The sequence below is a fragment of the Chromobacterium haemolyticum genome, from assembly GCF_009936155.1.
In the GTDB taxonomy this organism is placed as follows: domain Bacteria; phylum Pseudomonadota; class Gammaproteobacteria; order Burkholderiales; family Chromobacteriaceae; genus Chromobacterium; species Chromobacterium haemolyticum.
Genome location: NZ_AP019312.1, coordinates 1,918,875 through 1,939,445, shown reverse-complemented (window position 1 = coordinate 1,939,445; position 20,571 = coordinate 1,918,875). Strand labels below are relative to the sequence as shown.

General features: G+C 64.2%; 16 protein-coding genes. 5 read left to right on the top strand and 11 right to left on the bottom strand.

Annotated elements, in window-relative coordinates:
- Positions 1–14: 14 nt before the first annotated feature.
- Positions 15–1,169: a hypothetical protein gene (locus GYH29_RS08835; protein WP_232060548.1), complete on the top strand. Its 1,155-nt coding sequence runs from the start codon at positions 15–17 to the stop codon at positions 1,167–1,169.
- Between the two features lie 196 nt (positions 1,170–1,365).
- Here GYH29_RS08835 and GYH29_RS08830 read toward each other — a convergent pair whose 3' ends face one another.
- The 3 genes from GYH29_RS08830 to GYH29_RS08820 form a co-directional block, all read right to left on the bottom strand.
- Positions 1,366–4,032: a collagenase gene (locus GYH29_RS08830; RefSeq protein ID WP_161523552.1), complete on the bottom strand. Its 2,667-nt coding sequence runs from the start codon at positions 4,030–4,032 to the stop codon at positions 1,366–1,368.
- 224 nt (positions 4,033–4,256) lie between these two features.
- Positions 4,257–5,138: an Hsp33 family molecular chaperone HslO gene (gene hslO, locus GYH29_RS08825; protein WP_161523551.1), complete on the bottom strand. Its 882-nt coding sequence runs from the start codon at positions 5,136–5,138 to the stop codon at positions 4,257–4,259.
- Entirely contained in the window at positions 5,135–5,731 is a 597-nt protein-coding gene (locus GYH29_RS08820) for an Ntn hydrolase family protein (RefSeq protein WP_019102624.1), read from the bottom strand. The genes hslO and GYH29_RS08820 overlap by 4 nt, the downstream gene beginning before the upstream one ends.
- A 192-nt stretch (positions 5,732–5,923) precedes the next feature.
- Here GYH29_RS08820 and GYH29_RS08815 point away from each other — a divergent pair, with 192 nt between their 5' ends.
- Positions 5,924–6,391, top strand: coding sequence for a hypothetical protein (locus tag GYH29_RS08815; protein ID WP_052370903.1), 468 nt, complete (start codon positions 5,924–5,926; stop codon positions 6,389–6,391).
- Here GYH29_RS08815 and GYH29_RS08810 read toward each other — a convergent pair.
- Positions 6,360–6,776: an OsmC family protein gene (locus tag GYH29_RS08810; RefSeq protein WP_043641523.1), complete on the bottom strand. Its 417-nt coding sequence runs from the start codon at positions 6,774–6,776 to the stop codon at positions 6,360–6,362. The genes GYH29_RS08815 and GYH29_RS08810 overlap by 32 nt on opposite strands.
- A 121-nt stretch (positions 6,777–6,897) precedes the next feature.
- Between GYH29_RS08810 and tsaD the strand changes: the two genes are divergently transcribed.
- From tsaD to GYH29_RS08795, 3 genes are all read left to right on the top strand, one after another.
- Entirely contained in the window at positions 6,898–7,923 is a 1,026-nt protein-coding gene (gene tsaD / locus GYH29_RS08805) for a tRNA (adenosine(37)-N6)-threonylcarbamoyltransferase complex transferase subunit TsaD (RefSeq protein ID WP_161523550.1), read from the top strand.
- A gap of 53 nt (positions 7,924–7,976) precedes the next feature.
- Entirely contained in the window at positions 7,977–9,881 is a 1,905-nt protein-coding gene (locus GYH29_RS08800) for an ATP-binding cassette domain-containing protein (RefSeq protein WP_161523549.1), read from the top strand.
- A 208-nt stretch (positions 9,882–10,089) separates the two neighbouring features.
- A complete protein-coding gene (locus GYH29_RS08795) occupies positions 10,090–10,848 on the top strand; it encodes a substrate-binding periplasmic protein (RefSeq protein ID WP_161523548.1) in 759 nt (252 codons plus the stop codon).
- 47 nt (positions 10,849–10,895) lie between these two features.
- Here the strand turns inward: GYH29_RS08795 and accD are convergent, their stop codons facing one another.
- The 7 genes from accD to GYH29_RS08760 all read right to left on the bottom strand — a co-directional run bounded on the left by accD (position 10,896) and on the right by GYH29_RS08760 (position 20,498).
- Positions 10,896–11,765 carry an acetyl-CoA carboxylase, carboxyltransferase subunit beta gene (gene accD, locus GYH29_RS08790; RefSeq protein ID WP_019102618.1) on the bottom strand — a complete coding sequence of 290 codons (870 nt, stop codon included), beginning with the start codon at positions 11,763–11,765 and terminating at the stop codon, positions 10,896–10,898.
- Positions 11,766–11,839: 74 nt separating this feature from the next.
- A complete protein-coding gene (trpA, locus tag GYH29_RS08785) occupies positions 11,840–12,628 on the bottom strand; it encodes a tryptophan synthase subunit alpha (protein WP_043592104.1) in 789 nt (262 codons plus the stop codon).
- A 9-nt stretch (positions 12,629–12,637) separates the two neighbouring features.
- On the bottom strand, positions 12,638–13,840 hold the full coding sequence (gene trpB / locus GYH29_RS08780; RefSeq protein WP_019102616.1) for a tryptophan synthase subunit beta: 1,203 nt from the start codon (positions 13,838–13,840) through the stop codon (positions 12,638–12,640).
- Positions 13,827–14,456, bottom strand: a complete 630-nt coding sequence (locus GYH29_RS08775; protein ID WP_019102615.1) for a phosphoribosylanthranilate isomerase — start codon at positions 14,454–14,456, stop codon at positions 13,827–13,829. Before GYH29_RS08775 ends, trpB begins: the two co-directional genes overlap by 14 nt.
- A gap of 2 nt (positions 14,457–14,458) precedes the next feature.
- Positions 14,459–15,250 carry a tRNA pseudouridine(38-40) synthase TruA gene (gene truA / locus GYH29_RS08770; protein WP_019102614.1) on the bottom strand — a complete coding sequence of 264 codons (792 nt, stop codon included), beginning with the start codon at positions 15,248–15,250 and terminating at the stop codon, positions 14,459–14,461.
- A 228-nt stretch (positions 15,251–15,478) separates the two neighbouring features.
- Positions 15,479–17,932 carry a type IV pilus assembly protein FimV gene (locus GYH29_RS08765; RefSeq protein ID WP_161523547.1) on the bottom strand — a complete coding sequence of 818 codons (2,454 nt, stop codon included), beginning with the start codon at positions 17,930–17,932 and terminating at the stop codon, positions 15,479–15,481.
- A gap of 265 nt (positions 17,933–18,197) precedes the next feature.
- Positions 18,198–20,498, bottom strand: coding sequence for a FimV/HubP family polar landmark protein (locus GYH29_RS08760; RefSeq protein WP_232060543.1), 2,301 nt, complete (start codon positions 20,496–20,498; stop codon positions 18,198–18,200).
- Positions 20,499–20,571: the final 73 nt, after the last annotated feature.

Genomic DNA, 20,571 nt, shown 5'->3' with positions numbered 1-20,571 from the left:
GGCCGCGCCGCCCGATGCGAATGAATATCGAAACCCAGCAGGATACCAAAAACCGCCCCGCGCTGGCCAACCCCAGTCCAGAATACAAGCCCATGCCCGCCATCCATATTCCCTACTCGCCCCTCGTGATCAAGGCCGGCGCGCACGCCCGCAAGCTGCTGGCGCGCCAAGGATTGCCCGCCGCCAGCGTGGCCACCCTGCCCGGCGCCGCCGGCGGGCCCAAGGCGATAGGCATCACCGGCCTGGATCAGGCGGTGTTCGAATGGCTGAACCGCAACCCGCGGCGGCGCGAACTGGTCGGTGCCTCCATCGGCGGCTGGCGATTCGCCTGCGCGATGCAAGCCGAACCGAGCCAAGCGCTGGCGCGACTGGCCGCGCGTTACACCGAAGAAAGCTACGCGGCAGACTCCAGCGTGACCGACATCACCCGCCAGACCCGCCTGATGCTGGATGAGATACTGCCGCCGGCGGCGCGCAGCGCGCTGATAGACCACCCGCACTATCAGCTTAGCCTGTTGCTGGTGCGTTCCCACGGCCTGCTCGCCAGCGAAGCGCGCGCCGCGCTGCTGGGCGGCCTGGCGCTGAGCGCCGCGCTCAACACCGTGTCGCGCGGCCTGCTGCGCCACGCTTTCAGCCGAGTGATCTGCCATGACCCCCGCAGCGCCTTGCGCTTCAAGCCCGAGGACGACATTCCCACGCTGTGCCAGCCCTTGGGGGCGGACAATCTGGACGCCGCGCTGATGGGCACCATCGCCATTCCCGGCGTGCTCAGCGGCGTGCAGCTGCCAGGCGCCCCGGCGGCCACTTATCGAGACGGGGGCCTGACCGACTACCACCTGGACTTCCCCTTTGCCCAGGGCGACGACATCGTGCTGTACCCTCACTTCACCGAGCGCATCGTGCCCGGCTGGTTCGACAAATTCCTGCCCTGGCGCCGGCCCAATCCGGCCCACCACGCCAACACCGTGCTGATCGCGCCGTCGCGCGACTACCTAGCGCGGCTGCCCGGCGGCAAGCTGCCGGACCGCAAGGACTTCCACCGCTACCTGGGTCGGGACCAGCAACGCCAGCGTTTCTGGCGCCAGGCCACCGCCGAGAGCCAAAGGCTGGGCGACGCCTTCATGGCGTGGCTGGAGCGGCCGGACCTGGGCCAGGTTCAAGCGCTCTAAAACAAAAAGAGCCGGGAATCTCCCGGCTCTTTTCCTTCACAGCTCAGAACCCTTCCAATGTCTTGCGTGCAAAGGCGAGACAAGGCGAAAACAGCTGAAGAAGCGGAATGCACATACGGTACATGAGCATTCTGAAGACGTTTTCAACGCGCCTGTCTAACTAGCCCGCCGAAGCGCAGCAGACATTGAGCACGCCTCAACCGGCGCGGGCCCAGCACTCCTCGTCCGACATATTCACCGGCGTCGCCAGCAACTGCACCACCACGTCCCGCGTTTGCGCGCCCTTGCGCACGCGCACGGTGATCTGGTCGGCCACGCCCGGCTGGTCCTGATCGCGCCGGTAGTTGAATGCGCCGTGATCGGCCATAATGGCGCGGCCTAACTTGGGACCGCTCACCAGACTATAGCCGTCCGGCGCGCCCACGCCTTGCAGCTGGCCGCGCAGGCAACGCACAGGGCTGGAATAGCTGAGCTTGGCCAGACCCAGTTGCGCGTCGCCGCCGCCCGGTTGCGACGGCTGAGACGCGGCCGGACCCAACGGGCCTTCACAGCGCAGCGCGGCGCGCTTGGCCTTGAAGTCGTAGTCGGTGGCCGCGCAGTTGAGCGCCATCATATTGTTGACGCCGCTGCCGCGCAGCAGGTTCTGCAAGGCGGAGTCCAGCGTCTTGTCTAGTTCCTGGCGCGCCAGCGTCGCGGTGCCGGAACGCAGCGGCAAGGCGCCGTCGCATTCGAAGCGACGCAGCGCGCTGCGCTCGCCGTCGGCCCAGACGCGGCACGCCACCGGCAGGTAGCGGCGCATCGCGCCTTCGATCGCGCCGACGTCACCGGCCTGCCATTGCGCCTGCTTCAGCCAGTCCACGCCCTGCTCGGTCGAGGTATTGCCCAGCTGGCCGGCGCGCTGCGCCTCCACCTGACGGCCCACATAGTCGTGGAAGCCCTGCACCAGGCCGGCGTCGCGGCCCATTTCCGCCACCAGCGCGTCGAAGCGCTTGACGTCGTCGGCGCGCAGCGCGGCCAGAATCTCGGCGATGCGGCCCGGCTGTTGCTGGTTCAGATAGTAGAACCACAAGGCGGAATGGCTGTAGAAGTCCCAACCGTCGCTATAGCTGGAGCGCATGATGCGGGACGGCTCCAGATAGCTTTGCGGCCAGCCGTTGGCCACCACATCCACCACGTGGCCGCGCACCTTGATGCCGTCGCGCGAAGTGCTCCAGGCCATGAACTCGGCGAAGCCCTCGTCGTACCAGGCCATGCGGCGGTCGTCGCGGTAGAACTCGGAGCTGCCCCACATGCCGGGCTGGATGAAGCGGCCGGACAGATAGTGCACGTACTCGTGGCGCACCAGTTCTTCCAGGCTCAGATAGCTCTCGCGCGGCACTTCGCGCTGGAAGGTGTAGAAGGTACCGTCCTTCTCGATGTAAATGCCGCCGTTGTCGGTGGACAATTCATTGAGCAGGCCCTGGAAGCGCTGGTAGGCGGTCTTGCTGCCGTAGATCACCATGCGCAGCTTGGCGTTGGTGTCGCCAGTCACCGGCTGGCTGATGCCGCTGACCCGGCCCAGCTGCGCCTGCACCTGCTTCATCGCGTAGTACAACGGCTCCACCTCGGCCAGCGCCAACGGGGTTTCGAACACCAGATTACCGTTGTCGAAGCTCCAGCTATGCGGGAACAGATGCGTTTTCAGCTCCTGCTCCGCCTGGCAGATACCATAGCGCTCGCAGGGCACCTTGCCCAGCTTTTTCAAGGCATACACCGCTTCCGCCCACGAGGCGCCGAACTTCTCGCCGCCCAGCAGGCCGGCCACCGCGTCTTCCGCCAGCTTGGCGGTGCGCGGGTATTGCATGAAGCGACCGGTCTCGCGCACGGTGTTCAGATACATCTGCTCGTCGGCGAAGGCCGGTTGGCCGGCGCGGGTCAACCCTGCCAGGCTGCTTGCCAGCGCGTCCAGTTGACCAGCACCCGCCTTGGCGGCAAAGCCCTCGGTGTAATGCATATTGAACAGCGTGGTCTGCATCGGGTGCAGCGCGATGCGCGCCCAGTTGTTCTTAGCCGCGGCGTTGTAGCGGCCGAAGAAGCGCTGCAACAGCGGCAGCGCGTATTCCTGCTTGCGCACCGAGTCCGCCAGGATCAGGGTTTCCGCCACCGACTGGCGCAGATCGGTCGCCAGATACCAGGCGTCTTGATCGCCGCTGCCGTCACGCACCGGCTCGCTCCACAGTGCCGGGTTTTCCGCCAGCGCGCTCACCACCTGCATCACCGGCTCGTCCACCGGACGGCCGTAGTCGCCCACTTCCGCGGCGTGGCTGTACTGGGTGAAGTAACCCGCCTTCAGGAACACCGCCAGCGGCCACAAGCCGTTGGCGCTCTTGCCGTCCCAGTTTTGCGCGCGGGCGCGGGCCTCGGCCGCCACTTCGCGCATATTCGCCGGCGACACCACCCGGTAGCTGAAGGCGTCCGCCTGGAACAGGCGGTTCATGCAAGTGCCCTCTACGCTGGCGACATAACGCGCCAAGGCCGCGCCGGACAATTGTCCCAGCCTGGCTTCGTCGCACTCGGCATACCGCGGCACGGCCGCGGCCTCCTTGGCGCGACGCGCGCCGGTCTGCTGCATCGGCCCTTGCGGCTTGGCGCCGGGACCGGCGCCGTCAGCCGGCGCGCCGGGCGGCAAGCCATGCGGATAGGATGGTTTCTCCGACAAAGCCGGAGAATGCGAAGAGTGGCCGGCCTGCGGCAGATTGGCCTGCGGCGCCGGCTGGCTGACTGCCGTTTTTTCGGAATCGCTGACGCAACCGGCCAATAAGGCGGCGGCCATCACGGAAAGACTCAGTGCGCGCACGCTGCTGAGCGAAGCTGTTTTTATCATGACGCTATCCAAGACATTGATAATGTCGCATCAATAATGAAATGCGAACGTCAAATCATATCGAATAGCAAACGTCATGAAAATTTAGTTTAAAATAAAATCTCCAATTTAAACCATAATTACAACATTGGTATTTTTACCCTGTTTTTAGTCGAAAAAAGGGCGTAAAAAAAGCCGCATATGCGGCTTAAAATAAAGTTTGTTGCCAAACTAACGGTAATGCGTCAGTGCCTGGCCTCGCGCGCGGCAGCGACCACATCGTAGTCGAACAACTTGTTGGCATCATCTTCGTCGTAAACGTAATGCTGATTGCAATAATCACAGACGATTTCCACGCTGCCTTGCTCCAGCAACACCTCGCCCACTTCCTGGCCGCCCAGCATCTTCAACATGTCGCCGACGCGCTCCCGGCTGCAATTACAGGCGAAACTCACCGTTTCCTGATCGAATACCCGCACTGTTTCCTCATGGAACAGACGATGCAGGACATCCTCGGCCGGCAAGCTCAGTAACTCGTCCGCCCTCAAAGTGGCGCCCAGCATCTGAATGCGCTCCCAGCCTTCCGGATCTCCATGACCTTCCGGCAGCTTCTGCAACAGCATGCCGGCCGCGGTTTCGTCGCTGGAGGCCAGGATCAGCCGGGTTTCCAGCTGCTCGGAACGAAGCATGTAGTTCTCCAGCATTTCGCCTATGCTGTCGCCCTCCAGCGCCACGATGCCCTGCCAGGTTTGCGCCTTGTCCACGCGCGGCTCCAAGGTCACCACGAAGCGTCCATGAACTCCCAGCAAAGACTGGATGGACGCGCCGTCGGAAATGCCTTCGTCCCACTTTGCGGTGGCGCGGATAGTGCGGTCGTTGTTGCACTCCACCACCGCCAGTTTCAGGGCGCCGGCGCCGTGAAGCTGCAGAATGAGCGCGCCGTCGAACTTGAGGTTGGCGGCCATCAGTTCGGCCGCCGCCATCATTTCGCCGACAATCTTCTTCAAGGCAGGAGGGTAGCTGCGGCGAGCCAGCACCTGCTGCCAGGCGCCGTCCAACCTCACCAGCGCGCCGCGCACCGGCGCGCCGTCAAACAAAAATCGTTGCAATCTGTCTTGTGTGCTCATGCTATGTCTTTCTTTTCCTTGTCCGCCGCCAGTTCTACGGTATAGACCGTCATTGGCATTGAAGAACTGACGTCGAATTCGCAACCTGCGCGCACGCCGATTTCGGCGATCTCGCGCGCGCTGAGCGCTTGGTCATACACCGCGTACATCGCACCCATCGCGAACTTGCGGCCGGAGCCTATCGCCCAGATGCGCGAGAACTCGTAAATCTCGCGCATCGGATACACCCCGAAAATCCCATGACGGTTGGCGATCACCACCATCATCTGACTGGATTCGTACGGATCTTCCTCGTCCTCTTCGGGACGCAGGTAGAAACCGTCCTTCAGCTTGGGATGCAATTTGCGGAAGGTCTCGAAAATGCCCTGGCGGCTGCTCAGGTCTTTTTTCTTCAACTCTTTCAGCGCGCCTTGCAACACCAGATCGTGGGCGGCCGAGCCGGAGATGGCCAAATAGCTGTCCCCATGCTGGAAAATCTTGTTGTGGAAACAGTCATAGCCCGCCAACAGCTTCTGGTCGTCGCCAAAAGTGGTCTGGCTGTCGGCGGCGATCGCGATCTGATCGCCCTTTCTTACCGCCACGATGGTAGTCATCCCTGCGCCTTTTTCGTCGATGGCGGCCCCGGAGCGGCAGCCGCGCAAAACCGCCTATTGTATCGGCTTACGCCCGGCAACCCAAGCGTTGCTCCCGTGGCGGGACTCGGGAGAGATGGGGGCCGCCGGCGCGAATCTCAAGACCGCGCCGCAACCGCCACCTAGATGACAAGTCAGGTGGCTGACGATATAATGATATTGATTATCATTTTCAAAAAAGCCATGCAATTCCACGCTCAAGACTTCCCCATCGTCTGGCTGGACCGCAGCCGCCCGGATGGGCAGCAGCCCACCGACATCTTCGCCACCCTGGACCAGCTGCTGCTCCAGCAACGCCCCTTCGTATTCATCGCCAAAGAACCGGCGCCAACCGAACTGGACCTGCACGCGCGCATCATCCGCAAAATGGCGGCGCTGTGGGTCAAGGACAACCGGCTGCAGATCCGCCAATTGATACGCGGCACGATCGTGATTGCTCCGCAAGCCGAGCAACAGCGCTATCTTGACGAGTTCGCGCCGCGCTTCGAAAAGTTCTGGGGCTACCCGCTGCGCCACCGCCCGGACCATGAGACAGCGCTGAGCCTGGCGGCGGACCTGCTGGCCGGCCCGCCGGCCGCCGGCAGCGTCATCAGGCGTCGCGCAATTCGAAATCGTGGCTGATGTCAGCGGTCTTGCCCAGCATGATAGAGGCGGAACAGTACTTCTCAGCCGACAACTTGATCGCCCGCTCCACCGTCTCCGCCTTCAGATCGCGCCCAGTCACCACAAAGTGGAAATGAATGCGGGTGAACACCTTGGGCTCCTCGTCCGCGCGTTCGGCATCGATCTCCACCCAGCAATCACTGACTTGCTGTCGCGCCTTCTTCAAAATAGTAATCACGTCGTAACTGGTGCAACCGGCGGTGCCCAATAACAACAACTCCATGGGCCGCGGCCCCAAATTCCTTCCGCCGCCTTCCGGCGCGCCGTCCATCACCACCGCATGGCCGCTGCCGCTCTCGCCCAGGAAACACACGCCGTCCACCCACTTCAGCCTGGCCTTCATCCTTGCTTCTCCTCGTAGTCGGAATCCCGAAACGGCCTAGCCTAACATCCGGATTTGGGCGAACAAAGATTCACCGGTAAAATAGAAAGATTGTCCCGCTATATCCGAGCTGCGCCCAAACATGCTGGTACTTGGTATTGAATCCTCCTGCGACGAAACCGGAGTCGCGTTGTACGACACAGACGGCGGCCTGCTGGCCCACCAACTGCACACCCAGATGGCCATGCACGCCGAATACGGCGGCGTGGTGCCTGAATTGGCCAGCCGCGACCACATCCGCCGCGCCATTCCGCTGACGGAAGCCTGCCTGGCCGAAGCCGGCAAAACACTGGCCGACCTCGACGCCATCGCCTATACCCAAGGCCCCGGCCTGGGCGGCGCGCTGCTGGTGGGAGCCAGCGTGGCCAACGCGCTGGCCTTCGGCCTGAACATTCCGGTGCTGGGCGTCCACCACCTGGAGGGCCACCTGCTGTCGCCGCTGCTGGCCGAGCCCAAACCGGCGTTCCCCTTCCTGGCCTTGCTGGTTTCCGGCGGCCACACCCAACTGATGGCTGTACGCGGCGTCGGCGACTATCAAATCCTGGGCGAAACCCTGGACGACGCCGCCGGCGAAGCCTTCGACAAAACCGCCAAGTTGCTGGGGCTGCCCTACCCCGGCGGCCCGCTGCTGTCCCGGCTGGCGGAGGAAGGCGATCCGGCCCGCTTCACCCTGCCGCGGCCGATGCTGAACTCCGGCGACCTAGACATGAGCTTCTCCGGCCTGAAAACCGCGGTGCTGACACTGAGCAAACAAGTGGCGGACGCCGACGGCCACATCGACGAGCAAACGCGCAAAGACATCTGCCGCGCCTTCCAGGAAGCCATCGTCGAAGTGCTGACCAAGAAATCGCTGGCCGCGCTCAAGCAGTGCGACATGAAACGGCTGGTGGTGGCCGGCGGCGTCGGCGCCAACAAGCAGCTGCGCGCCGCGCTGGACGAAGCCGCTCGCCGCCGCCGCTTCGAAGTGTTCTATCCGCCGCTGGCGCTGTGCACCGACAACGGCGCGATGATCGCCTTCGCCGGCGCGATGCGGTTGCAACACGCAGAGCCGCCCGGCAGCTACTCGATCAAGCCGCGCTGGGATCTCAGCGCGCTGCCCCCGGCCTGACCCACCCCCATGCGCCGCGCCGGCCGCAAACGCCGGCGCGGCTTCGGACTCCTATGATTCAACTCAAAAACCTCAACCTGCGCCGCGGCCTGAAAGAATTGCTGCTAGGCGCCAACCTGACCCTCAACCCCGGCTACAAGACCGGCCTCACCGGCGCCAACGGCGCCGGCAAGTCCAGCCTGTTCGCGCTCCTGATGGGCGAACTGCACGCCGACAGCGGAGACGCGCTGCTGCCGCCTCACTGGACCATCGCTCACGTAGCGCAGGAAACACCCGCGCTGGAACGCTCCGCGCTGGACTACGTGCTGGACGGCGACCATGAGCTGCGCCAGCTGGAACAGGAGCTGCAAGACGCGGAAGAACGCCACGACGGCAACGCCATCGGCCACCTGCACGGAGAATTGGCGCGCATCGACGCCTACGCCGCGCCAGCGCGCGCCGGCAAACTGCTGACCGGCCTGGGCTTCGATGTCGACGCTCAGCAACGGTCCGTGGCCAGCTTCTCCGGCGGCTGGCGCATGCGCCTGAACCTGGCGCAGGCGCTGATGTGCCGCTCCGACCTGCTGCTACTGGATGAACCCACCAACCATCTGGATCTGGAAACCGTGCTGTGGCTGGAGGATTGGCTGCAAGGCTATCCAGGCACTCTGCTGATGATTTCCCACGACCGCGACTTTCTGGACAGCGTCTGTGACCACATCGTTGAAGTCGCCAACCAGGACTTGACGCTGTACACCGGCAACTACAGCCAGTTCGAAGTGATGCGCGCGGAAAAAATGGCTCGCCAACAAGGCGAGTACGAGAAACAGCAGCGCCAGATCGCCCACCTGGAGTCCTTCGTCAACCGCTTCAAGGCCAAGGCCTCCAAGGCGCGCCAGGCGCAGAGCCGGGTCAAGGCGCTGGAAAAACTGGAACGCATCGCTCCCGCCCACGTGGCTTCGCCGTTCGACTTCCACTTCGACAGCCCGGACAACCTGCCCAATCCATTGCTGAAGCTGGAACAGGCCGATGTCGGCTACGGCTCCGCCACCATACTCAGCGGACTGAACCTATCGGTGGAAGCCGGCGCGCGCATCGGCCTGCTCGGCGTCAACGGCGCCGGCAAATCCACCCTGGTCAAACTCTTGTCCGGCGACCTCGCCCCGCTGCGCGGCGAGATCGTCAACGCCCAAACCCTGAAGATTGGCTACTTCGCCCAGCACACGCTGGAGACCCTGCGCGAAGACGAAACGCCGCTGCAACACATGCAAAGGCTGGCGCCCACCACGCGCGAACTGGAACTACGCAGTTTCCTTGGCGGCTTCAACTTCCGCGGCGACGCCGCCACCGATCCGGTGGGCCCGATGTCCGGCGGCGAGAAGGCGCGGCTGGCGCTGGCGATGATAGTCTGGCAAAAACCCAACTTGCTGCTGTTGGACGAGCCCACCAACCACCTGGACCTGGAAATGCGCCATGCGCTGACCATGGCGCTGCAGGACTTCAGCGGAGCGCTGATCGTGGTGTCCCATGACCGCAGCTTGCTGGAAGCCACTACCGATATTTTCTGGCTGGTCAGCCACGGCAAGGTGCAGCCCTTCGACGGCGACCTAGAGGATTACCGCCAATGGCGGCTGACCCTGCTGGCCGACGCCGGCAAGCCCTCCTCCGGAGACGCTCAGGGCCTGAACCGCAAGGAACAGAAGCGCCAAGAAGCGGAAGCGCGGCAACGGCTCTCCCAACTGCGCAAACCGCTGCAGAACAAGCTGAACAAGCTGGAAAAGGAACTGGACCAACTCAGCGCGGCGAAAGCGGAGCTGGACGGCTTCATGGCCTCCGCCGACGCCTATGAGGATGCCAACCGGCAACGGCTGGCCGACGCTGTGCGTCGCCAAGGGGAAGTGGTGACCCGCCTGGCGGAAGTGGAGGAGGCTTGGCTGGAAGCCCAGGCCGAGCTGGAGGCGCTGGAACAGGCGGAATAACGGCGGCAACAGCCGGGGTTTTCCACAGCAATCACCGGATAACTTTGTGGATAACCCCGATCCATCGTCAAAAAAACTTTTGCAATTAGCCACTTGCCGCTTACGCTCATAAAAAAGGCAAAATCAGGGAACTTTCCCACCTTGCCAATGAGCAAATCTGGTGACAGCATGTGAATAAAACCGGCAACTCCATGATTGCAAAAAACAAATGACTGCCGCCTATTTTTTAAGCAAAACCCCGCGCCCCCCTCCCCGCCGCGCCGCATTCCCGTCTCCCATACGTCGCGTTCTGCTCGCCGGCCTGCTGCTCGCCGGCGCCGCCGCGGCCGAGCCCCCCATCCGGCTCAACACCCATCAGCAAGTTCCGCTGTCCTTCCGCAAAGAAGACGGCGCCCCCGACGGCTTGGCGGTACAAATCGTGCAGTGCGCGCTCAAGCAGCTACAACGCCCCTACTCCATCTCCTTCCTGCCATGGCCCCGCGCGCAATGGCAGGTGCAGCACCAACAAGCTGATGCCTTCTTCACCGCCACGCCGTCGGCGGAACGCGACAGCTACGCGGTGCTGTCCGCCCCCATCCTGCCCTATGAGCGACGCTGGTATCTGCTGAAGAACAACCCGCAGGCCCCGACCAGCAGCGAATTCAAGCGCCAGGGCCGTACCGCCGCCTTCAACGGCTCCAATATGGACGACTGGCTGCGCGAACACGGCTATCAACTCACCTCCACCCCGCCCAACAGCGAGCAATTGGTGAAAATGCTGCTGAACCGCCGTGTTGACGCCATTCTCGGCAATGCCTACGTGGTGGACGCGCTCATCGCCAAAATGGGCGTGCAGGAACAACTGCGCAGCGAGCTGGCGCAAAGCCTGCCCTTCGGCGTCTACTTCGGCAAAGCCTTCCTCGCCCGCCAGTCGCCGCAGTTCCTGACGCAATTCAATCGCGCGGTGCAAGGCTGCCGGGCCAAATAAAAAAGCCGCCAGATGATGGCGGCTTTTCAATGCGGCTTGGCTGCGGATTAGACCGGAGCGGGCTCCTTCATCAGCAATGCGCTCAACTCCGCCAGCTTACGCTTCAGTTCGCGACGATCCACCACCATGTCCACCGCGCCCTTGCTCAGCAAGAACTCTGCGCGCTGGAAGCCTTCCGGCAGCGTTTCGCGCACGGTTTGCTCGATCACACGCGCGCCGGCAAAGCCGATGCGCGCCTTGGGCTCGGCCAACACCACGTCGCCCAGGAAAGCGAAAGAAGCGGACACGCCGCCCATGGTCGGGTCGGTCAACACCGAGATGAACGGCAATTTGGCGTCGGTCAGCAGCTGCAAGGCGGCGCTGGTCTTGGCCATCTGCATCAGCGAATTCAGGCCTTCCTGCATCCGCGCTCCGCCGGAAGCGGCCACGCAGACGAAAGGCGCCTTGGCTTCCACCGCGGCGCGTACGCCGCGCACGAAGCGCTCGCCCACCACCGAACCCATGGAGCCGCCGATGAATTTGAATTCAAACGCGGCCACCACCACCGGCATCGATTCGATGCTTCCCTGCATGACGACCAGCGCGTCGTCCTCGCCAGTGTCGCTTTTGGCTGCGGTCAAGCGGTCCGGATACTTCTTGCTATCCTTGAACTTCAGGATATCCACCGGCTTGACCTCTTCGCCCAGCTCGCGCCGGCCCTCTTCGTCCAGCAGCAGGTTCAGACGTTCGCGCGCGGTCAGGGGGTGATGATGATTACACTTGGGACACACCTGCAGATTGCTCTCCAGGTCGGTGTAATACAACACGGCCTCGCATTCCGGGCACTTGCTCCAAAGCCCCTCCGGTACCGCGGAAGGTTTGTCGGCGCGGTTGTCGCGCTTGATCTTCGGCGGCAGGAGCTTGTTCAACCAGCTCATGCTGACTCCTTGATTCTTGGGCCCGCCGCCAAACGGCGGGCACAGTAAAACGGGGGCCAAGCCCCCGCAATGTTCTATCGGATGGCGGCCTTCAGTTCGGCCACCAGACGGGTTAACCGCTCTTTGGCGGTTTCGGGTGTCGCCGCCTCAATTTCCTGCACCAAGCGGCTGCCCACCACCACCGCGTCAGCGGCGGCGGAGATCGCCTTGGCAGTCGCGCCGTCGCGAATGCCAAAGCCGACGCCGATCGGTACGGTCAAATATTCTCTAAGGGCAGCAATTTTACGCGCTACGTCGTCAATGTCCAGATGCCCGGCGCCGGTCACCCCCTTCAGAGAGACATAATAGACGTATCCGCGCGCCAGTTTGGCGATTTCCGCCACACGTTGCGGCGGGGTGGTGGGCGCGATCAGGAACACCGGATCCAGGCCGTTGGCGGTCAGCGCCGCGGACAGATCGGCGGATTCCTCCGGCGGACTGTCCACGGTCAACACGCCGTCTACGCCGGCGGCCTTGGCCGCGGCGGCGAAGTCCTGGTAGCCCATGGCGAACACCGGATTCAGATATCCCATCAGCACCACCGGGGTATGGTCGTTGTCGCGGCGAAATTCCGCCACCATCTGCAACACCTGGCGCAAACCCACCTTGTGGACCAGAGCGCGCTCCGAGGCGCGCTGGATCACCGGGCCGTCGGCCATCGGGTCGGAAAACGGCACCCCCAGCTCGATGATGTCGGCGCCGCCCTCCACCAAGCCGTGCATCAGCTGCACGGTCAACTGCGGCGACGGATCGCCGGCGGTGATGAAGGGAATCAGCGCCTTGCCGCCGGCCAGCGCTTCAAAACATTGGGCGATACGTGACATAGCGCCTCCTTACAGGGTGATGCCGGCGAGGCCGGCCACGGTGTTGATGTCTTTGTCGCCGCGGCCGGACAGATTAACCAAGATCACCTGGTCCTTGCCCATCTTCGGCGCTTCCTTGGCGGCCCAGGCCAGCGCGTGGCTAGACTCCAGCGCCGGGATGATGCCCTCGAAACGACAGCAATCGTGGAAGGCGCGCAAGGCCTCGTCGTCGTTGATCGCCACGTAGTCGGCGCGGCCGATGTCCTTCAGATAGCTGTGCTCAGGCCCCACGCCCGGATAGTCCAGGCCGGCGGACACCGAATGGGTTTCCACCACCTGGCCGTTCTCGTCCTGCATCAGATAGCTCTTGGCGCCGTGCAATACGCCCAGCGGCGCGCCGCCGGAAATCGGCGCCGCGTGCTTGCCGGAGGCCAAGCCCAGGCCGCCGGCCTCAACGCCGACCATGCGCACGCCGTCAACGCCGATATACGGATAGAACATGCCGATGGCGTTGGAGCCGCCGCCCACGCACGCCACCACCACATCCGGCTGGCGACCGATGACTTCCGGCATCTGTACTTTGGCCTCCTCGCCGATCACCGACACGAAATCGCGCACTAGCATCGGATAGGGATGCGGGCCCGCCGCGGTGCCCAAGATGTAGAAAGTGCTGTCGACATTGGTCACCCAGTCGCGCATCGCCTCGTTCAGCGCGTCCTTCAACGTCTTGGAGCCGGACTCCACCGGCACCACAGTGGCGCCCAACAGCTTCATGCGGAACACATTGGGCGATTGACGCTTGATGTCCTCCGCGCCCATATACACCACGCACTCCATGCCGTAACGCGCCGCCACGGTGGCGGAAGCCACGCCGTGCTGGCCGGCGCCGGTTTCCGCGATCACCCGTTTCTTGCCCATGCGACGCGCCAGCAGCGCCTGGCCGATGGCGTTGTTGATCTTGTGCGCGCCGGTGTGGTTCAGGTCTTCGCGCTTCAAATAGATCTGCGCGCCGCCCAATTGCTCGGACCAGCGCTTGGCGTGGTAGACCGGGCTGGGGCGGCCAACGTAATGCTTGAGCTCATGGCGGAATTCTTCCCAGAACGACGGGTCGGCCTTGACGCGAGCGTACTCGTTTTTCAGCTCGTCCAGCGCCGCCATCAAGGTTTCGGCGACATAGACGCCGCCATGCGGGCCAAAATGGCCCTGGGCGTCCGGCAAGTCATAACGATCCATGTCTAACTCCTGATATGAACGCCGCCATTCTGGCGGCATCTTTGATTCCCTTGGACGCCTCCACACCGCTGGAGACGTCGACCGCGGCCGGGCGCACCTGCGCCACCGCCGCCGCCACATTGTGTTCGTCCAGCCCCCCGGACAGGATCAACGGCAGGGGCAAGGCCTTCGGCAGCAAGCTCCAGTCAAAGGTGGCCCCGGTGCCGCCGTGCGCGCCTTCAACGAAGGCGTCGGTCAGCACCGCGCGCGCGTCCGGGTATTGCGCGGCGATTTCGGCCAGGTCCATGCCTGGCTTCACCCGCACCGCTTTCAAATAAGGCCGCTGAAAGGAGCGGCAGAAAGCGGCGTCTTCCTCCCCGTGGAACTGCAGCATATCGATTGCGCACTCCGCCAACACTGCGCGCACATAACCCGGTTCAGGGTTGACGAACAGAGCCACCACGCTGACGAAGGGCGGCAGCGCCGCGATTACAGCGCGCGCCTGCTCGATGCCAACATGACGCGGGCTCTTGGCGTAGAACACCAGACCGATGGCGTCGGCGCCCAGCCGCGCGGCTTCCGCGCCGTCTTCCGGCCGGGTAATGCCGCAAATTTTGATTCGGGTTGTGCCGCCCACTCTCATCTCCACAAGGCCAGCCGCGCGGCGTCCGCCTGCGACGGCAAATCGTATATTTCCGGATAACCCACGCCAGTCAGATACAGACCATCCGGCATGAAGGTGGGCGGCGCGAAGGTGCGGTCGCGCGCCGCCAGCAGCCCCGCCATGTCCTCCGCGCGCAAAGCGCCCTTGCCGACATAGACCAGCGCCCCGACGATATTGCGCACCATATGGTGCAGAAAGGCGTCCGCCAGCAGATCGAAGCGGATCAGGCCGTCTTGCTCGCTGATGTCCAAGCGCTGCAAATCCTTGAGCGGCGACTTTGCCTGGCATTCGGACGCTCGAAAGCTGGAAAAATCATGCCGCCCCAACAAGTGGGCGGCCGCTTCCCGCATCGCCTCAACGTCCAACGCCTGATGAAACCAGCCCATCTTGCCAGCCAGCAAACAAGGCCGCACCTGACTAGTCAGCAGGAAATAGCTGTAACTGCGGGAAAACGCCGAAAAACGAGCATGAAACGCCTCCGGCACCTCTCGCGCCCACACCACCGCCACTTCCGGCGGCAGCAAGGCGTTGACGCCGCGCACCCAAGCATTCAGCGGCCGCTGCGTCAAGCAGTCGAAATGCACCACTTGCATGGCCGCATGCACCCCGGCGTCGGTCCTGCCCGCGGCCAAGGTGCCGATGTCGGCCACGCCGGCGATCTGCGCGATCGCCTGATTCAATCTGTCCTGAACCGTATTGCCATGCGGCTGAGTCTGCCAGCCGGAAAACGCCCGACCGTCATACTCGATGCCGAGCGCTATCCTCATGCCCACACCTTCTTCAAACACCGACGCGGCGCACCGCGTCGTTTCAGCAATAAAGCACTCACTCTACCTTATCCTGCCCGGTTTGCGCCACGACCAAACGATGACGTCTGCTGCGAACACGCGAGAAAAGCGGCCAACCACGGCATAAGACGCCGTCGACGTAAAACGAAAGGGCCGGCTCGCGATAAGCGCGCCGGCCCCTGTGACTCGCAATGCGCGATGGACGCCTCAGCGGCCGGCCTCCTTCATCAAAGCGTCCGCGGTTTCCTTGTCGCCCATCTCCAGATACAGCTTGGCTAGTTCCATTTTCTCCTCATCAGGACTCGCCGCAGCTGCCGGCGCAGGCGATGCCGCTACGGGCGTCGCGGGTGCGGGTGCGACAACAGGGGCGGGCTCTGCGGCCGCAAGCGGCTGCGCCGGCGCTTCCGCCGCCGGTTCGGGCTTGGCCTGGGCGAACAGCGGGTGGCCGGGCGCGACGGTCTGGCCGATCTCGCACACCCTCATCCATAAGGTGCTGTCCTTGCCGAACACGCCCTTGGCGGTGGTGGCCTCGGCGATGAACATCTGCTTGTCCTGCTGAGTAGACAGCACTTCCAGCAGTTTGTAGCGCAGATCCTGCCGCATCGGCTCGTGAGCCAGTCCTTCGCGCAGGATTTCCAGCGCCTGGTCGTCGCGGCCGTAGGCAAGGTAGACATCGGCCTCCGCCACCCGGTCCACCGAGGACAAATCGATGCCGTCGCCCTTCTTCAAGGAGCTCATCAAGGTCGTCAACGGCCCCAGCATCGAAGCGCCGGTGGCCGTGCCGCTCAAGGCCGGCGCGGCGGGCTCGACCTTGCCGCCGCCCTTGCGCTTGCGCCGCGCCAGCAGCAGGGCCACCAGGCCCAGCGCCGCCGCCGCGCCGCCCAGCTTCCAGCGCATCGACTCGTCGGATAAGATCGCGCCCAATTCGTCCGTCCAGCTATCGGCCGCCGTCGTGGCCGGCGGGGCATGGCCTTCGGCGGGCTTGGCCGCCGGCGGCTCAGGCGGCGCGGCGGGTTCGGCGTGCGGCTTCTCAGCGGGTTCCGGCATCACCGCCTGCGGCGCAGAGGCCGCCGCGACCGACATAGAACTGACCGCCGCCACCTTGGGTTCCGGCTTAGGCTCCGGCTTGGTCTCGACCTTGTGCTCCGGCGCGGCCTCGGGTCCGGGCTCTCTTTCCGTCGGAGCCGGCGCGGGAGCGGCGGCCTTGGCCGCCGCCTGACGCTGGTAATCCTGGATTTTCTGTTCCAGCGCCTTCGCTCGCTGTTCGGCTTGCTGTAAGGCCTGGTCCTGCCGCTGCAGCATCTGCTGCAAATTCCGCTCCTGCTGCGACGGCGCGGCCGCTGGCCGCGTGGATTCTCCGGCCGGGGCCGGTTTGGACGCCTCTTTGGCGACAGGCGGATGCGCCGGCTGGAGCGACGCGGCTGGTTTGGCCATCGGCGCGGCCTCTATGGGCTTGTGCTCCTGCGCTTTGGGTTCCGGCGGCTTGCGTTCCGGGGGCTTCTGCGCCGGAGGCTGATGTTCCTGCGGCGCGCGCGCTTGAGATTTGCTTTCAGGCTGCGCGTTTTTCTGAACCACGTGAGCCTCGGGCGACGCGGTCGGTCGCTTTGGCTCCGCAGCCCGGTCAGCGCCCTGCCCGCGCAATTGCCATTCCGCCGGGTACTCCAGAGCCACGCCGGCGCGCAGGCGATTGGCGTCGCCGGCGATAAAGGCCTCGGGATTGTCCTCGAGCAACTGCTGCGCCACCGCGCCCGCCTCGCCGCCTCCGCGCACGCGGCTGGCGATGCCGGACAGCGTGTCGCCTTTCAGCACCCGATACACTTTCAAACCCTGCGTTTTGGCGGCGGAAGCCGGTTTGATCGCCGAATGGGGGTCCAACAACACCGAGTAGTTTTTCTGCGCCTTGAGCTTGCCCGCCGCCACTTCCAGCCGGAAGGCGAGCATCGGCTCGGTCACCGGCTGCTCGGTACGCAGCTGCACATTGAAGCGGCCTTTGGCCACTTTCTCGACATGAGGCACGATGGAGGCCACCAAGCGCATTTGCTGAGCGCTGGGCTCGCCCTGGGCCGCCACCGCGAACAAGGCCAGACGCGGCGGCTCCGCCTGATCCAGGGCGCTGCCCTGCAAGGTCAGCTCCAGCAGCAAGGGCTCGCCCAAACGCGAACGCAATCGGGCGTCGCTCAGCCCCAGCGAATCCAGCCGCGGGGAGACATCAACGCCGGCCAGCGGCTTCTTGCCCTCCTCCCGCGCCGGCGCGGGTTTGTTGCGCGGCCCATCGCGGCGGTAATCCACCTCGAACTCGCGCACCAGCCGGCCCGCCGGCCAACTCAGATCCACGGCGAAACGCAACAGCGGCTCCGGATAACTGGCGGCGCCCTTGACTTGGATTTTTTGAACACTGCCATCCGGCTTGCGGACGATGGAAAACTGCAGATTACCGGCGGAACTGCTGTAAGTGGACAACAGCGGATAGCGGTTGCGGTCGGCCAGGCCCACCAGCACATTGTCGGAGGGTTCCTCGTCCACCACTGGGATCTCCGCCAGGAAAGGCTCTCCATCGGCGGACAACACCCGGATCGGCCCCAAACCGGCCGTAGCCGCCGCCGCCAGGCCCAGACCGGCCAGCAGCAACGCGATTTGACTCATGCGTGTCTTGAAAGACATGAACGAATTTCCCCACCCTCATTCTTCGAAGCCGCCGCGCAGCAGGTCGCCAACAGATTCTTATAACGTTTTAATTATTGCAACGAAACAACACAACAGCCACTTAGCGAGGATAAATCGAGCATCCTTGCCTCATTGCATCCAGGCAATGGCCAAAAAAGCCACACATTCTCATGCCATTCGCCTCAAATCACGTAGTGGAGCCGGATCGTCAAACGGCGGGAGGAGTTGCCCCCTCCCGCCGCGCATCGCCATCGCCTCAATCTCAAGCGCTAATCGTTGCCAGCAAGGCCTCGGCTTCCGCCTTGAGCGGTCCTTGCGCCTCGGCGATCAAATCCTGCAACACTTCTTTAGCGCCGTCGCGGTCGCCCATGTCCAGGTAGACCTTAGCCAGATCCAACTTGGTGGCCAGCGGATCGTCCAGCACCGACATGCCTTCGGCCTGCGCCGCCGCCGGCGCTTCCGCCTCTGCGGCCGGCGTCTCCGCCAGCATGTCTTCGTACAGGGATTCGAAACCCGCGGACGCGGCTGCTGGGGCCGCTGACGCAGCTGGCGCTTCGGCGGCGGCCGGCGTTTCCGCCGCCATGCCCTCCAGATTGAAGTCGAAGTCCAACAAATTGTTTTCCGCTGGCGCCGCGGCCGCGGGAGCCGCCTCCGGCTTGGGCTCCGCGGGCGCCGTCAGCTCCGCGTCCAGATCGAAATTAAGCAGATTGGCTTCCTCCGGCTTCTCCGCCTCTTCGGGCTGAGGCTCGGCAAAGAGCGCCGCCAGCGGATCATCCTCGGGAACCGCTGCTTCCGGCGCGGCGACGGGTTCAGGGGCGGCAGCCGGCGGCGTTGCCTCTGGCTCGCCGAACAGCTCCTTATCCAGATCGATGCCGCCCGGACTAGACACCGGCGCGGGCGCGGCTTCGATGTCCTCGCCCTCGCCGTCGGACAGATAGAGCGAGTTGGTCGGGTCTATGGAACGCCCCATCGCCGCGGCCTTGGCCCAGATCGGCCCATGGCCGTCGAAGGTGGCGTGCATTTCCCGCGCCAGCTTTTCAAAGCTGGCGACGTCAGGACGCGCCGCGTAGATCTCCATCAACTTCAGCCTCACCTCCTGGCGCGACGGGTCTTTGGCCAGCGCGTCCTTAAGGATGTCCTCGGCCTGAACGTCGCGGCCGTAGGCGATGTAGACCTCGGCTTCCGCCACCGGGTCGACCTCGGCCGCATCGATGGCGCCGGCCGCCTGGGTGAAATTGCTCATGAAGGAGTGGCCGCCGCCCACCGACGGCGGCTCCATGCCGGAAGACGCGCCGCGGCTCAAGGCGGCGCTGGTATTGTTGGCCGACAGCGACAAGGGCTTACCGCCCTTGCGCCGGCGCGCCAGCAACAGGCCCAACGCGCCCAACAGGCCCAGGCCGGCCACGCCGCCGCCCACTAGCGGCAAATGATCGATCACCTTATCCAGCAACGACGGCTCCGGCGGCGGAGGCGGCATCGCCGGCTTGGCCGCGGGCTTGTGTTCCGCCGGAGCGGGTTTGGCCGCAGGAGCCGGAGCCGGCTCGCTGGCGGCGTGCGCGGGAGCGCTGGCGGCGATGGGTTCCGCCGCTGTCGCGGCCGGAGAGGAACTGGGGCTGGAGTTAGTCATGGGCGGCAAGGGCTTGCCCGCCTGCAGGGCCTTCAATTGCTCTTCCAGCGCGCTGATGCGCGCCTCCGCGCTCTTCAGCGCTTGCTCACGCGCCGCCACCTGCTGCTCAAGTTCGGTCAGCTTGCCGCCGCCCGGCTCGCTGGGCACCAGCTTCAGCACATCGGAACCGGCCTTGGCTTCGGCAGCCGGAGCCGCGGGCTGACTGCCTAGAATGCTGGCCACCTGAGCGGCGCTCAGGGACTTGATCTTGCGGCTGGCGGGCACTTTCAGCACCGCGCCCAGTTTGAGACGGCTGACGTCGCCGTCGACGAAGGCGTCCGGATTGGCCTGTGCCAAAGCGGCCATGGTCTGGTCCAGCGTGGCGCCGCGCGGCCGCACCTTGCCGGCCAGGCCGCGCAGGGTGGAACCGGACTTCACTTTGAGAATGCCTGGCTGCGGCCGTGCGATGGGCGCGGCGTTGCCGCGATAGCGGCTGGACAGATTGCTGTCGGCGTAACTGGGCACGTCCTGCACGATGTTGGCGGACGGAGAAGCCATCGAGTAGTTGCTGGGATCCAACAACACCGTGTATTCGCGCACCGCGCGTCCCGATGAAGTCTTGGCTTCCACCACGAAACGCAGGTAGGGATCGTTGATGGGTCCGGAAGAACTGATGCGTATCATCGCGCCGCGCGAGCTGGGCGCTACGCTGAAGCGCAGCATATTGAGCACGGTGGCGTAATCAACGTTCAAGTCCTGAAACGTATCCGCCCCGGCCAGCCCTATCCTGGCGCTCTCCAACTCCGCCGCCCTTACCCCGGTCAATTCGATATCGGCGCGGAACGGCTCGCCCAGATTGGACCTGACGTTGATTTTCCCCAGCCCTGCCCAGGCGCTGGCGGAGCAGGCCAAAGCCACCGCCAGAACACCAATTCTGATTTTTGCCTGATGTGTCACTGTCAACCTTCCGGCACGGTTTATCTTGATTTTATTTGCGCTGGCCCAGCGGGCGCAGACGGTAACTGTTGCA

Bases quoted from the DNA above. Each gene is read 5' to 3' on its own strand.
- truA (WP_019102614.1), bottom strand. From the start codon at position 15,250: ATGAGGATAGCGCTCGGCATCGAGTATGACGGTCGGGCGTTTTCCGGC.
- GYH29_RS08765 (WP_161523547.1), bottom strand. From the start codon at position 17,932: ATGTCTTTCAAGACACGCATGAGTCAAATCGCGTTGCTGCTGGCCGGT.
- GYH29_RS08820 (WP_019102624.1), bottom strand. From the start codon at position 5,731: ATGACTACCATCGTGGCGGTAAGAAAGGGCGATCAGATCGCGATCGCC.
- GYH29_RS08810 (WP_043641523.1), bottom strand. From the start codon at position 6,776: ATGAAGGCCAGGCTGAAGTGGGTGGACGGCGTGTGTTTCCTGGGCGAG.
- accD (WP_019102618.1), bottom strand. From the start codon at position 11,765: ATGAGCTGGTTGAACAAGCTCCTGCCGCCGAAGATCAAGCGCGACAAC.
- GYH29_RS08835 (WP_232060548.1), top strand. From the start codon at position 15: ATGCGAATGAATATCGAAACCCAGCAGGATACCAAAAACCGCCCCGCG.
- GYH29_RS08830 (WP_161523552.1), bottom strand. From the start codon at position 4,032: ATGATAAAAACAGCTTCGCTCAGCAGCGTGCGCGCACTGAGTCTTTCC.
- GYH29_RS08800 (WP_161523549.1), top strand. From the start codon at position 7,977: ATGATTCAACTCAAAAACCTCAACCTGCGCCGCGGCCTGAAAGAATTG.
- trpA (WP_043592104.1), bottom strand. From the start codon at position 12,628: ATGTCACGTATCGCCCAATGTTTTGAAGCGCTGGCCGGCGGCAAGGCG.
- hslO (WP_161523551.1), bottom strand. From the start codon at position 5,138: ATGAGCACACAAGACAGATTGCAACGATTTTTGTTTGACGGCGCGCCG.
- GYH29_RS08815 (WP_052370903.1), top strand. From the start codon at position 5,924: ATGATATTGATTATCATTTTCAAAAAAGCCATGCAATTCCACGCTCAA.
- tsaD (WP_161523550.1), top strand. From the start codon at position 6,898: ATGCTGGTACTTGGTATTGAATCCTCCTGCGACGAAACCGGAGTCGCG.
- GYH29_RS08795 (WP_161523548.1), top strand. From the start codon at position 10,090: ATGACTGCCGCCTATTTTTTAAGCAAAACCCCGCGCCCCCCTCCCCGC.
- trpB (WP_019102616.1), bottom strand. From the start codon at position 13,840: ATGGATCGTTATGACTTGCCGGACGCCCAGGGCCATTTTGGCCCGCAT.